General features: G+C 67.0%; 13 protein-coding genes. 7 read left to right on the top strand and 6 right to left on the bottom strand.

Going from position 1 to position 12,413, the window contains the following annotated elements; genetic code table 11:
- Positions 1-38: 38 nt before the first annotated feature.
- From AC59JP_RS11950 to AC59JP_RS11940, 3 genes are all read right to left on the bottom strand, one after another.
- Complete coding sequence (locus tag AC59JP_RS11950; protein WP_497326486.1) at positions 39-236, bottom strand: CsbD family protein; 198 nt, start codon at positions 234-236, stop codon at positions 39-41.
- Between the two features lie 111 nt (positions 237-347).
- A complete protein-coding gene (locus AC59JP_RS11945; protein WP_497326485.1) occupies positions 348-785 on the bottom strand; it encodes a nucleoside deaminase in 438 nt (145 codons plus the stop codon).
- 17 nt (positions 786-802) lie between these two features.
- On the bottom strand, positions 803-1,339 hold the full coding sequence (locus tag AC59JP_RS11940) for a tRNA adenosine deaminase-associated protein (protein ID WP_497325989.1): 537 nt from the start codon (positions 1,337-1,339) through the stop codon (positions 803-805).
- A 71-nt stretch (positions 1,340-1,410) separates the two neighbouring features.
- Here AC59JP_RS11940 and AC59JP_RS11935 point away from each other — a divergent pair, with 71 nt between their 5' ends.
- The gene (locus AC59JP_RS11935; protein ID WP_497325988.1) at positions 1,411-2,349 is read left to right on the top strand and encodes a prephenate dehydrogenase; all 939 of its coding nucleotides are present in this window, start codon (positions 1,411-1,413) and stop codon (positions 2,347-2,349) included.
- A 19-nt stretch (positions 2,350-2,368) separates the two neighbouring features.
- On the opposite strand, the gene AC59JP_RS11930 is transcribed toward AC59JP_RS11935, so the two are convergent.
- The 3 genes from AC59JP_RS11930 to AC59JP_RS11920 form a co-directional block, all read right to left on the bottom strand.
- Complete coding sequence (locus tag AC59JP_RS11930; RefSeq protein ID WP_497325987.1) at positions 2,369-2,983, bottom strand: putative glycolipid-binding domain-containing protein; 615 nt, start codon at positions 2,981-2,983, stop codon at positions 2,369-2,371.
- Positions 2,984-3,173: 190 nt separating this feature from the next.
- Complete coding sequence (locus tag AC59JP_RS11925; RefSeq protein WP_497325986.1) at positions 3,174-5,051, bottom strand: ABC transporter ATP-binding protein; 1,878 nt, start codon at positions 5,049-5,051, stop codon at positions 3,174-3,176.
- Entirely contained in the window at positions 5,044-6,831 is a 1,788-nt protein-coding gene (locus AC59JP_RS11920; RefSeq protein ID WP_497325985.1) for an ABC transporter ATP-binding protein, read from the bottom strand. The genes AC59JP_RS11925 and AC59JP_RS11920 overlap by 8 nt, the downstream gene beginning before the upstream one ends.
- A gap of 151 nt (positions 6,832-6,982) precedes the next feature.
- Between AC59JP_RS11920 and AC59JP_RS11915 the strand changes: the two genes are divergently transcribed.
- The 6 genes from AC59JP_RS11915 to AC59JP_RS11890 all read left to right on the top strand — a co-directional run bounded on the left by AC59JP_RS11915 (position 6,983) and on the right by AC59JP_RS11890 (position 12,403).
- The gene (locus AC59JP_RS11915; protein ID WP_497325984.1) at positions 6,983-8,143 is read left to right on the top strand and encodes a DNA cytosine methyltransferase; all 1,161 of its coding nucleotides are present in this window, start codon (positions 6,983-6,985) and stop codon (positions 8,141-8,143) included.
- Positions 8,143-8,955, top strand: a complete 813-nt coding sequence (locus AC59JP_RS11910; RefSeq protein ID WP_497325983.1) for a hypothetical protein — start codon at positions 8,143-8,145, stop codon at positions 8,953-8,955. The genes AC59JP_RS11915 and AC59JP_RS11910 overlap by 1 nt, the downstream gene beginning before the upstream one ends.
- A 141-nt stretch (positions 8,956-9,096) precedes the next feature.
- On the top strand, positions 9,097-10,065 hold the full coding sequence (locus AC59JP_RS11905) for an esterase/lipase family protein (protein ID WP_497325982.1): 969 nt from the start codon (positions 9,097-9,099) through the stop codon (positions 10,063-10,065).
- A 21-nt stretch (positions 10,066-10,086) separates the two neighbouring features.
- Positions 10,087-10,506 carry a very short patch repair endonuclease gene (locus AC59JP_RS11900; protein WP_497325981.1) on the top strand — a complete coding sequence of 140 codons (420 nt, stop codon included), beginning with the start codon at positions 10,087-10,089 and terminating at the stop codon, positions 10,504-10,506.
- The gene (locus AC59JP_RS11895; protein WP_497325980.1) at positions 10,503-11,288 is read left to right on the top strand and encodes a DUF998 domain-containing protein; all 786 of its coding nucleotides are present in this window, start codon (positions 10,503-10,505) and stop codon (positions 11,286-11,288) included. The genes AC59JP_RS11900 and AC59JP_RS11895 overlap by 4 nt, the downstream gene beginning before the upstream one ends.
- A complete protein-coding gene (locus tag AC59JP_RS11890; protein WP_497325979.1) occupies positions 11,285-12,403 on the top strand; it encodes an NAD(P)/FAD-dependent oxidoreductase in 1,119 nt (372 codons plus the stop codon). The genes AC59JP_RS11895 and AC59JP_RS11890 overlap by 4 nt, the downstream gene beginning before the upstream one ends.
- Positions 12,404-12,413: the final 10 nt, after the last annotated feature.

Below are 12,413 nucleotides of genomic sequence, written 5' to 3'. Positions count from 1 at the left end.
TCGGCATGTAACCGAAATCAGCCGTCAGCGGCCCGAAACTACTTGCCGGTCAGCTTGTCCTTGATGTCGCTGATTCCGTCTTTGACCTTCTCGACGCCGTCTTTCACGGCGGAGGAGGCCTGGTCGCCCTTGCCTTCCTGGCGCAGGTCTTCGTTGCCCGTGGCAGCGCCGACTCCCTCTTTGGCCTTGCCCTTGAGGTCTTCGCTCTTGTTGCTGATCTTGTCGTCGAGTCCCATTGCTGGTCCCTTCACGGTTTGGTACTGCATGAATCTTCCGCCCCTCCATTTCGGCAAGGCAGGCGACGCAACGTTGCGTCGTTACTGCAGATACCCGAACCGCGACCGCTGCTAAACGCTCCGTCGCTGAGAAAACCATGTGCGAATGGCGTCTGCGCACTCGTCTTCGAGGACACCACCCCGGACCTGTGGCCGGTGGGTGAGTCGACGGTCACGCACCACGTCCCACAGTGACCCGACCGCGCCGGTCTTGGGCTCCCAAGCACCGAACACCACCCGCTCCACGCGGGCGGCGACGAGAGCTCCGGCGCACATCGTGCACGGTTCCAGCGTCACCACCAGGGTGCAGCCACCCAGCCGCCACCCGTCACCATGCTTCTTCGCGGCCTCCCGGAGCGCGAGAACTTCGGCATGGGCCGTGGGATCACCGAGCGCTTCGCGAGCATTGGCCGCCGCCGCGATCTCGGTGCCGTCGGCGTCGACCACGACGGCACCCACCGGCACCTCGTCGCCCGACGAACCGGCGGCGACGTCGAGAGCCCGCCGCATCCAGTCGTCGTCGCGCACTACCGAGACAGTTTGTCGAGAACCGCAGCGAACTCGTCGGCGAATCCGAGCCGGTTCGCGATGTTGCCCAACTGCTCGTCGGGATAGAGGTCGGTTTCGGCGAGGATCACCGACAGCACCGGTTCGGGAAGGCCCAGGTCGGCCAGCACGGCCAGGTCGCCTTCCTCCCACGGTTCGACGTCGTCGAGATCGTCCTCGTCGATGTCGGGGATGTCGATGTTGAGTTTGTCGAGAACGTCGGCCGCGATGTCGTAGTCGATGGCCATCGACGCGTCGGACAGCAGCAACCGGGTGCCCGACGGCGCGGGCCGCACGATCACGAAGAACTCGTCGTCCACGTCCAGCAGCCCGAAGACGGCGCCGGCGCTGCGCATCTCACGAAGCTCTGTTTCTGCCTTGCTCAAGCTGACCAACGCGTCGTTGCCGAGGGCGGTGCAGGTCCATTTGCCTTCTTCACGCACGACCGCGACGGCGAAACCTTCGAGGTCGTCGTCGCGGTCCGACGAGGCGCTTTTGCCCCCACGCTTTGTGGCCATGCGCGCAACGGTAGTCCGAGAAGTACGCGTCCACGAAGTCAACCTCCACTGGATGTGGAAACCTGTGCTGAATGGACGGACCGGTGTGCATTCTGGGCTTGGGATTGATCGGTGGCTCCCTGCTCAGGGCCGTCGTGTCGACCGGGCGGACCGCGTGGGGATACAACCGTTCCGCCGGGTCCGTGGAGGCCGCGAGATCCGACGGATACGACGCGGACGACGACCTCGAGGCGGTGCTCCGCCGGGCAGCCGACGCCGATGCTCTGATCGTCGTCGCGGTTCCGATGACAGCCGTCGACTCGGTCCTGACCGCAGTGGCGCAGTACGCACCCGCCTGCGCGGTCACGGACGTCGTCAGTGTGAAGGCCGAGATGGCCACCGCGGTGGCCGCGCACGGCCTGAGTGCTCGCTATGTCGGCGGTCATCCCATGGCGGGGACGTCGGCGTCGGGCTGGATCGCGACGGACGAGGACCTGTTCCGCAACGCGGTGTGGGTGGTGAGTGTCGACGACGGCGTCGACTCCGACGTGTGGGCGACGGTCGCGCGGTTGGCACTGTCCGTGGGGTCGGTTGTCGTTCCGGCGGTGTCCGACGATCACGACCGCGCTGTCGCGCGGGTCTCCCATCTTCCGCATCTGCTGGCGGAGACGTTGGCGGCGGTCGGAGCCGCGGGTGGGGATCTCGCGCTGCGACTGGCGGCCGGCTCGTTCCGCGACGGGACTCGCGTCGCGGGCACGGCTCCGGCGCTGGTCAACGCGATGTGCGAAGCCAACGCAGCCGGCCTGACCGTCGCGCTCGACGACGCGATCGCGCGGCTCACCGAGGCGCGTGAGGCGTTGGCGAACCGCAGTTCGACGGCCGACCTCGTGGATGCTGGGCACACCGCCCGTCGCCGCTACGACGATCAGCTGCAGTGGTGGGAGATCACCGACGTCGAGCTCGGCGTCGGCGACTGGGCCGAGGCCCTGCGGGACGCGGGACGGCGCGGTGGGGTGCTGCGCAGTCTGTGACTGCGGGAAGGCCGGACCGTCAGATGCGCTCGGCCAGTCCGTCGTAATCGAGAACGAATCCCTCGGAGTCGACGGTCAACGGCGACGTCCCGACCGGCGAGACGACCGTGATCGAGCCCGAGGACGCATCGGAGTACGTCAGTAATTCGGGGCGGGCGGTGAGCGTCGGGAGGCCGACGTACACGACCGGCACGTTCTGCTCGCCAGTGCTGTCCTGCAGCTTCAGCCGACGGATGGCCAGGGTGTTGAAGAACGGGCTCCAGACCAGATCGACGTCGAGCGCACCGCCGTACATCGAGCGAGTGGGAGCCGAACCGTTGTCGACGAGCCAGTACCCCTCGGAGTCACGGCTGATCGAAATCTGCTTCTCACCCGTGGCGAGTGCCGCACGGACAGAGAGCCGACGAGTCTTGCCCGCTTCGTCGGTGACGAGGTCGTAGGACGCCGAGAACGCCGGGTGCTCGTCGCACGCGCCACCGATGATGCGTCCGGCGGCCTTGATGCGGTTGCCGTTGAGCTGAACTCGCACCGATTCCATGCGCGGTGCCTTGTGCGCGCGGAACGTCAGAATGGTCGGCCACGGTGCCGGACTCGCATCTGCCGTCGTCTGCGTGTCGGTCGAGGGTGTACTCACCCCACAACGGTAAGCCACCGAGGCACGCCAAGTGCCGGAGCGGACCGAATTGGTCGGATATCTGTTACCCCGCACTGAGGTACGTAGCCCGAACGCATCGAAGTCAAACATTCGAGCTGCGAAAACCGACTGTCGGATGTGTCCCGCAGCACCCCGGTCACGCTGCGGCGGAACAGCTCACACCGAGCTGTCACACCAAGCTCTCACGCCAACCTTCGTGCAGGCCGGCAAACCGACCACCCTGTTCGACGAGGGCGTCCGGGGTTCCGTCCTCGACGATCCGGCCCTGCTCCATCACCAGCACCCGATCGGCGATGGAGACGGTCGAGAGGCGGTGCGCGATGATCAGCGCGGTCCGCCCACGCAACACCGTTTCGAGTGCGTTCTGGACCGCCCGTTCGCTGGGAACGTCGAGGCTCGAGGTCGCCTCGTCGAGAACGACCACCGAGGGCGACGCCAGAAACACCCGAGCGAAGGCAACGAGCTGGCGCTGACCTGCGGACAGGCGACCGCCGCGCTTGCGAACGTCGGTGTCGAGACCGTCGGGCAGGGTTGCGGCGAACTCGTCGAGGCCGACGGCGGACGCGGCGGCGCGCACCTCGGCGTCGGTGGCGGACGGACGCCCGAGCCGAATGTTGTCGGCCAGCGACCCTCCGAACAGATACGCCTCCTGGGTCACCATGACCACCCGTTCGCGCAGGTCCTCGTCGGCGATGGACCTGAGGTCGACGCCGTCGAGCGTGACGTTCCCCGAATCCGGGTCGTAGAAGCGCGCGAGCAGTTTGGCCAGCGTCGACTTGCCCGCGCCCGTGGCACCGACCAGCGCCACGATCTGGCCGGGTGGAACGTCGAGACCGAATTCCGGGAGCACCGCGGGCAGGCCGGAGGCCGGTCGGAAGCTGTCCCTGTGCCCGTATCCGAACGTGACGGAATCGAACCGCACGTGTCCCGCCGACGACGACGGACTGATCGGGTGCTCCGGTTCCCGCACCGCGGGCTCCTCGTTCAGCACGCCGGACAGCTTCTCGAGGGCCGCTGCCGCCGATTGATAGGCGTTGAACACCTGCGCGAGCTCGTCGAGCGGTCCGTAGAACCGGCGCAGATACAGCAGATAGGCCGCGAGAACACCGATCTCGGCGTGTCCGTTCATGATTCGCCAACTGCCGAAGACGAGAACGATCACCGTGGTGACGTTGCCGACGAGCCGGATGGCTCCGGAGAAGCCCGCCATTCCGCGAAATGCGGACGCGTTGGCGTCGGCGTAGGCGCCGTCCTCCTCGGCGAGAATCGACTCGTTTCGACCTTCGCGACGGAACGCCTGAACTGCGCGGATGCTGCCCATCGACTCGACGAAATGCACCACCACGCGCGCAATGGCGGTGCGTGTCTTGCGATATCCGCGTCGCTGCTGCCGGCCCGCCCACCTCGTGAGGTACACCAGCGGCACGAATCCGGCGAGCACCACGAGCGCCAACGGCACGTCGAGGTACACGAGAATGACCGCGATGGTGACGACGGACAGAATGGCAGTGAGTGCGTCGTTCAGCGCCGACTCGAGAAGCGCCTGAATGGATTCGATGTCACTGGTGAGCCGCGAGATCACCCGACCCGACGTATAGCGCTCGTGGAACGAGACACTCAGGCCCTGAGCATGCCGAAAGACCCTGCGGCGCAGATCGAACAGCACGTCCTGACTCAGCCTGCCCGACACGGTCAGGAAGAAGTACGTGGTGACTGCACCGAGGGCGCCGGCGCCGATGTAGCCACCGGCGGCGACGAACAGCGGGCCCCAATCCCCCAGCTGCGCGGACCCCACGCCGCGATCGAGGGCGTAGGCGACGAACAGCGGACCGGCGACGTTCGCTGCGTTGTCGACCAGGATGATCAGCATGGCGACGATCGCGCGCCTGGTGTACGGACGCAGCAACGACGCCAGCAGAGCGCGAGAGTTCTTGGCCAGCGCCATGTTCACCGACAGGGAGTCTTCAGCCGACTCGTCGGCGTGCCCTCTCCAGTCGCGGGCAGGACGGAGTCCGGTCGTGTTCGTAAGGCGAGTCGTATCAGTCATGGGTGGATCCCATGACGTGCCGGTAACGCGCGGAGGTCGCGAGCAGCTGCTCGTGCGGCCCCTGCGCAGCGATGGTGCCGTTGTCGAGCAGCAACACCCGATCCGCCAGCGCAGCAGTCGAGGGACGATGCGCCACCAGGAGAGTCGTCGCCGTGCTCAGCACGTCCTCCAACGCCTCGTGCACCAGCTGCTCGGTGGTGACGTCCAGCGCGGACAGTGGGTCGTCGAGTACGAGGATGCGCGGTGATCCGATCACGGCGCGCGCCAGCGCAAGTCGCTGCCGTTGGCCACCGGACAATGACAGACCCTGTTCCCCGATGCGGGTGTCGAGGCCCCACGGCAGGTCGGAGACGAACGCGTCGGCGTACGCGACACCCAGTGCAGCCCAGACGTTCTCGTCCGTGACGCCGGGCCGACCCATCGTGATGTTCTCGCGCACGCTGGCGGAGAAGAGTGCCGGCTCCTCGAACGCGACAGCCACCAGCGATCGCAGATCGGTCAGTCGCATGTCGGAGACGTCGACACCGTCGATTGTCACCGACCCGGCGGTGACGTCGTACAGCCGCGGAATCAGCGACGTCAGCGCAGTCTTGCCGCTGCCCGTGACACCCACCAGCGCAACGGTTTCCCCGGGTTCGATGGTGAACGACACGTCGTGCAGCAAGGTGCGGTCGGCGTCCGGGTACGCGAAGCCGACGCCGTCGAAGCGAATCGCTCCGCGCACGGTCTTCGGCAGGTCGATCGGCTGCTGCGGGTCGGCGATGTCGGCCGGAAGATCCATGATCTCCCAGTAGCGATCGGCGGCGGTGCGGGAATTGCCCAACTCCGAGATGAGGAACCCGAAAGCCTCGATGGGCCACAGCAGCGAGGCAACGATGGCCAGGGCGGCCACCAGCGCTCCCGTCGTCATCGTTCCCTGCGTGATGGACCAGGCACCGACGCCGAGCATCGCGCCGATCGCGATCGGGGGCAGGCCCACGATCACGGACCACAGGATGGCCAGGTAGCGAACCTTGTCGAGTTCGGTTCCGCGCAGAGTGCGCGCTTCGCGGATGAAGCGCATGCCCTGATGGTCGCTACGACCGAACGCCTTGAGGACGCGAATGCCGTGGATCGATTCTTCGACCGTCGTCGCGACGTCACCGGACTGCTCCTGTGCGCGCCGGGACACCACGCGGTACAGGGCTTCGAAGCGGGCGCACAGGAGAATCAGCGGAAACGCGAGAACGAGAAAGATCACGCCGAGAATCCACGAGATCCAGGTCAGGATCAGAGCGCCTGCGACGATGGTCACGGTGTTGATCAGCAGGAACGGCGCGGCGAACGCCACGAACCGTCGCAGCGTGGACATGTCGGTGATGGCGCGCGAGAGCAGCTGACCGGAATCCCACCCGTCGTGTCGGCCTACCGACAACGATTGGAGCTTGCGGAACAGCGCACCGCGGGCTTCGACCTCGAACCGGCTCGACGGCTCGGCCATGAGATACCGGCGCAGCCAGATGGATCCGGCGTCGATGAGACCGAGGGCGAGAACACCCGCGGCGGGCAACCAGACACCGGCGAAGTCGCGCGCGGCGATCGGCCCGTCGACGATGTGCTGAGTCAGCAGCGGGATGAGCAGCGCGGTTCCGGTACCGAGGATCGAGATCGCGATCGACACGGCGATGGCCACGCGGTACGGCGCGATGAACGGGAGAAACCTCAGAAGCGACGGCCGGGGGTCCTTCGGGTTCGCCGAATCTTCGGTGTTCTGCACCGGATCCAACACGCCCGCACTCACCACGGTCCTCCCTTCTCTTCGAGGTCCATGGTTCACGTCAGGGCCTGATGGTCCAACCGAATTTCGGTGTCCGGCATTCCTTCGCAGTTATGTCGGCGGGAAAGCCGGAGGCCGGCCGGAATTGTCGGCCCTCTCGAGTAGCCTTCTGGGAATGAGCGCAGGGAGCATGGTCGGGCTGTTCGCCGGAATCGGCGGCCTCGAACTCGGGCTCTCCGAGCACGGCTGGTCGACGGAGCTGTTGTGCGAGATCGATCAGGGTGCGGGCGCGGTTCTGCGGGCACGGTTTCCCGATGTTCCGCTGCACCCCGACGTCACCGGCCTGCGGTCGCTGCCGCAGGGAACCGAGTTGGTGGCAGCGGGTTTTCCGTGCCAGGACCTGTCGCAGGCCGGGCGTACCGCGGGTATCACCGGCGAGCGGTCCGGTCTCGTCGATCAGGTGTTCCGGTTGGTTGCTCGACGCCGGGGACCGCGGTGGCTGCTCATCGAGAACGTGCCGTTCATGTTGCAGCTCGGTCGCGGCGCCGCGATGCGCCACATCACGCACGCCCTCGAGGACCTCGGCTACATGTGGGCCTACCGCGTGGTCGACGCGAGAGCCTTCGGTCTTCCGCAGCGTCGTCAGCGCGTGATCATGCTGGCCTCACGCACCGAGGATCCGCGTGAGGTGCTGTTCGGGCAGGATGCGGGCGCCGTGCTCGACGCCGATCCCGAGGAGCACCCGTGCGGCTTCTACTGGACCGAAGGTGTTCGCGGTCTCGGATGGGCGGTCAACGCGGTGCCGACGCTCAAGGGCGGGTCGACCATCGGGATCGCGAGCCCGCCGGCGGTCCGTCTTCCCTCGGGCGAGTTGGTCACGCCTGGCATCACCGACGTGGAGCGTCTGCAGGGGTTCGATCCGGACTGGACGGCGCCCGCGACGTCGCTGCCCGGCGTGCGCGCGGGCCACCGGTGGAAGCTCGTGGGCAACGCGGTGAGCGTGCGGATGGCGTCCTGGGTGGGCGAATCCCTGGCGACGCCGACGGTGTACGACGCGTCCGACGACCTTGCGCTCACCCCCGGCCAGCGCTGGCCCACCGCGGCGTGGGGTCGGGACCGCACGGCGTGGAAAGTCCCGGCGAGCACCTGGCCGATCCACGCCGAGTACGAGGACCTCGACGGTTTTCTCGACGAGTCCAAGTTGCTCTCCGCACGCGCCACCGCCGGATTTCTCAAGCGCGCCCGGTCCGGAAACCTGCGATTCCCAGCGGGATTCCTCGACACCGTCGACAGTCATCTCGATCGCATGACCCGTGAGCCGGCTGCGGTCGCCTGATGTATCCGCTCACCTTCGCGCTGGATTTCGCCGGGGACAAACCCTCCCCTACCGCGGACCGAGGCGAGAAGAAGAACTACGCGCAACGCCTGTCGAACCAACTCGCGCAATGCCTTGCCGATGCACTGCGGCCCCGGTACCCGTCGATCACGCCCGACGCCCACGGCGCCGGCCAGGAGTCGCAGGTCGACGTCGCCAAAGGTCGAAAGCGACTGGACGTCAAGGCACTCGATCCCACCCTGGGTCTGATTCTCTGCCTGTCCATCAAGACCTACAGCTTTCAGGACTACAGCCCCAGCACCGGGCGGCTCGGACGATGGACCAAGAACATCGTCCGTAACGATCACGAATTGCGCGGCGAGGCAATGGTTCTGCACCAACGGCAGCCGTACAGCGTGTTGGTGGCGGTGATGTTCGAGCCGTGGTCCACGTGCGAGGACGGTGACCCGTCCAAGAGCAGCGACACGGGCAAGAGTTCGTTCGCGCACCACGTGACCACGCTGTCCAAGCGCTCCGGTCGGGGCAAGCGTCCCGTCGTCGGCGGGGACGGGAAAGGGTGGATCGATCTCGGCGCCGAGGACACCCGCTACGACTTGTTCGAGAAGGTGTTCATCGGGCTGTACGAGCCGGAAGGTCCGTACCGCGGCGAAGTTCGGTTCTTCGACGTCGAGGACGCCCCGCCGCGTAACGGCAGGCCGTCGGACCGGAGCACGCTGTCGTTCGAGGATTTCGTCGACGTGGTCCACAAGGAAGTGGAGCGGCGGAACCGGTTCGCGCCCACCTGGTCGGATCCGGACGATGAGGACGAGTAACCAGGTTCGCTTGCGAACGCGGTCCCGAGTCACAGCGCTGAACCCGTGATAACCGTCGTCGCCCGCCCGCAGACTGAAGGAGCGTCCGCCGCAGTGGTTCTGCGGTAGAGCGGGAGCGGCGCGCCCGGGGGTCCACAGCGCATGAGAGTTCTGTTGTTGGTCGTCGCGTTGCTCGTCGCGTCGGCCGGTGTCGCATCTGCCGGCGGGCAGGTGTCGAGTCCGGAGGTGGGACCGCCGATCAGCGTCACTCCGGCACAGATACAGCTCGCGCTCACCTGCACACCCGACCTTGCTCACGCGACGCGCGATCCCGTGCTGCTGACCCCCGCGTTCGCCACCGACACCCAGTCTTTCGGCTGGAACTACTCCAGATCGCTTCCAGCACAGGGTTTCCCGGTGTGCAGCCTGTCGATACCCGGCGGCGGCTTCGACGACCTGCAGATAGCCGCGCAGTACGTGGTGTCCGCCGTGCGGACAATGGCAGCGACGAGCGGACACAAAGTGGTGCTCATGGGGCACCAACACGGACCGCTCGACGAGATGTGGGCACTGAAGTTCTGGCCCGACCTGCCCACACTGGTCTCCGACTTCGTTTCGCTGGCCACCCCCTACAACGGCACGCAGTCGGCGCGGTCGGGGTGCGACCGATCCAAGTCCTGCGCTCCCGCCAACTGGCAGATCGCAACCGGGTCTGCGTTCCTGACCGCGCTGAACGCGGTTCCGCTGCCGACCGGTCCCAGCTACACCTCGATCTACACGACATTCGACCAACTGATCTACCCCCAACCGCAGGCCAGCACGATCGGCGGCGCAGGCACGACGATCGCGGTGCAGGACGTCTGCCCGTCCCGGCCCGTCGAGCACTTCGGCATCCTCAGCGACAACGTGACCTACCTGCTCGTGCTCGACGCCCTGACCCACGACGGGCCGGCAAGCACTTCGCGCATTCCGGCGAATGCCTGCCTGACGGTGGCGTCGCCCAACCTCGATCCGGTCGGCTCCGCCCTGTCGGGCTTCGGCACCGCGACGTCCGCGGTGATCAACACGGTGCAGCAAGCCGTGCCCGCCGAGCCGGCGGTCGCCGCGTACGCGCGTGAACCGCGCCCGTGAATTCCGCGCTACCGTGAATTCATGGACACGCCGCTCACCGACGCGGCAACCAGCGCCCGTCTGAGCAAGCAGCGACGACGTGACACCAAGCCCGAAGTGGCGCTACGGCGTGAGTTGCACCGCCGCGGCCTGCGCTATTTCGTCGACCGGGCTCCTCTGAAAGGTCTGCGGCGACGAGCCGACGTGGTCTTCCCTCGGCGCAAGCTAGCGGTGTACGTCGACGGATGCTTCTGGCACAGCTGCCCGATCCACGCGACGCACCCGCGCAACAACGCGCAATGGTGGGCCGACAAATTGGCGGGCAACGTCGCCCGTGACCGCGACACCGACGCGCGGCTCGAGGCCGAGGGCTGGACCGTCGTGCGGGTGTGGGAACACGAGGACCCGGTGGATGCGGCGGAGAAGGTCGTCTCCGCGCTCGCATATTGTCCCTCTCGATGAAGAACCGAGCGTTGCTGGCTGTTGTCGTCGCGTCAGCCGGAATCCTGTATTCGGCGTGGGTCCTGGAGTTCGTGCTCGACGTCGGCCTCGACCCGATGCGGTCGTTCCTCAGCGAACTCGACGCCGCGAACCGCCCGTTCCGCGAGGTGTTCTCGTGGGGCGACCGCGTCACCGGCACCCTCGCGCTGGTCGGCGCGTTGCTCGGGCTGGTCCTGCTTCCGCGGCGTCGTCTCACCACCGTCGGGTGGGTTGCCTTCGGGGTGTTCGGTGCGTCGACCATCGCCGACGCGTTGGCTCCCATCGAGTGCATCCCCGGCGTCGACCCCGGCTGCCCCGGTGGCCCGAGCGGACTATTCCCGCAGCTTCACCACATTCATGCGTTAACCAGCAGCGTCGCGGTGTTCGCCATCTTCACCACGATGGTCGCGTTCACCCTCGCCGCGCGCCGATACCGGTCGTGGCCGCTGCTGCGCACGTGGGGGCTCGGCGTGTTCGCTGTCGTCACGGTGACCACAGCGTGGATGTTGATCGCCGACAACCTGACCGGGGACTACTCGCTCGGATTGGCTCAGCGGATACAGGTGGCGGGGATGACGGTGTGGATGGTGTTGCTGGGGGTGGCGGCGTATCGGGCTCCGGCTGCCGCTTCTGCCACGACTCACGCTTCTGCCCGGACTAAGGGGCACCCTGATACCGATGGATCGACTGAATGTGCCCCTCAGTCGGAACGGGAGCAACGGGAGCAACGGAAGCAGCGGGAGCAACGGGAGTCACAGCCATGAGCACACCCGACGTCATCGTCATCGGAGGCGGCATCGCCGGCGTCTCCCTCGGCTACGAGCTGGCCGACGACCACTCGGTTCTGCTGCTCGAGCGCGAATCGACGCTCGCGTTCCACACCACTGGACGCAGCGCGGCACTGTTCCTGGAGACGTACGGAAACCTTCCGATCCGCGCGCTCACGACGGCGAGCCGATCGTTCCTCGAGAATCCGCCGTTCGAGGCTCAGTTGCTCTCGCCGCGTTCACTGCTCGAATTCGCTCGTCCCGGACGCAGCGACGACCTGCGCGCGTTCTACGACGAGATCTCCACGCTCACCCCCAGCGCCGAGTTCCTGACCGAACCCGAGGCGCGAACGCTGTTCCCGCTGCTGCGTGAGGGGTACATCGAGTCGGCGATCTTCGAGCCGGGGTCGATGGAGGTCGACGTGCACGCCCTGCATCAGGGGTACGTTCGCGGTCTTCGCGCTCGGGGCGGGGAGATTCGCACGACCAGCGGGATCGTCGGGTTGTCTCGGGCAGCCGGCACCTGGACGGTCACGCTGGCCGACGGGTCGACGGTCGCCGCGCCCATCCTGGTGAATGCGGCCGGTGCGTGGGCCGATTCGATCGCGGAGTCGGCGGGCGTCCCGACGATCGGTCTGCAACCGTTGCGCCGCACCATCTTCACCGTTGCCGCGCCCGCCGACGTCGACTCGTCACGCTGGCCGACGGTCTCCGACATCGACGAGGCGTTCTACATCAAACCCGAAGGCGCACAGTTTCTTTGCTCTCCCGCCGACGAGACTCCGACTCCGCCGAGCGACGCGCGACCGGACGAATTGGAGATCGCGCGAGCGCTGGACGAGATCGGTGAGGCGACCACGTTGACCGCCCGACACGTCCGCACATCCTGGGCGGGACTGCGCAGCTTCGTCCCCGACCGCACACCCGTCGTCGGGTTCGACCCGGACGCCGACGGATTCTTCTGGTGCGCCGGTCAGGGCGGCTACGGCATCCAGACGTGCGCGGCGCTGGCCCGAGTCGGGGCCGCACTCGTTCGCGGACAGGACATTCCGCAGGATGTGAGCGCGCGGGGGTTGCTGGTCGAGCATCTCGCAGTCGCTCGTGTGAGGTAAGCACTGCGCT

The organism is Rhodococcus sp. 320_ES, from assembly GCF_059691855.1.
This window is presented reverse-complemented; position numbering and strand designations above follow the sequence as displayed.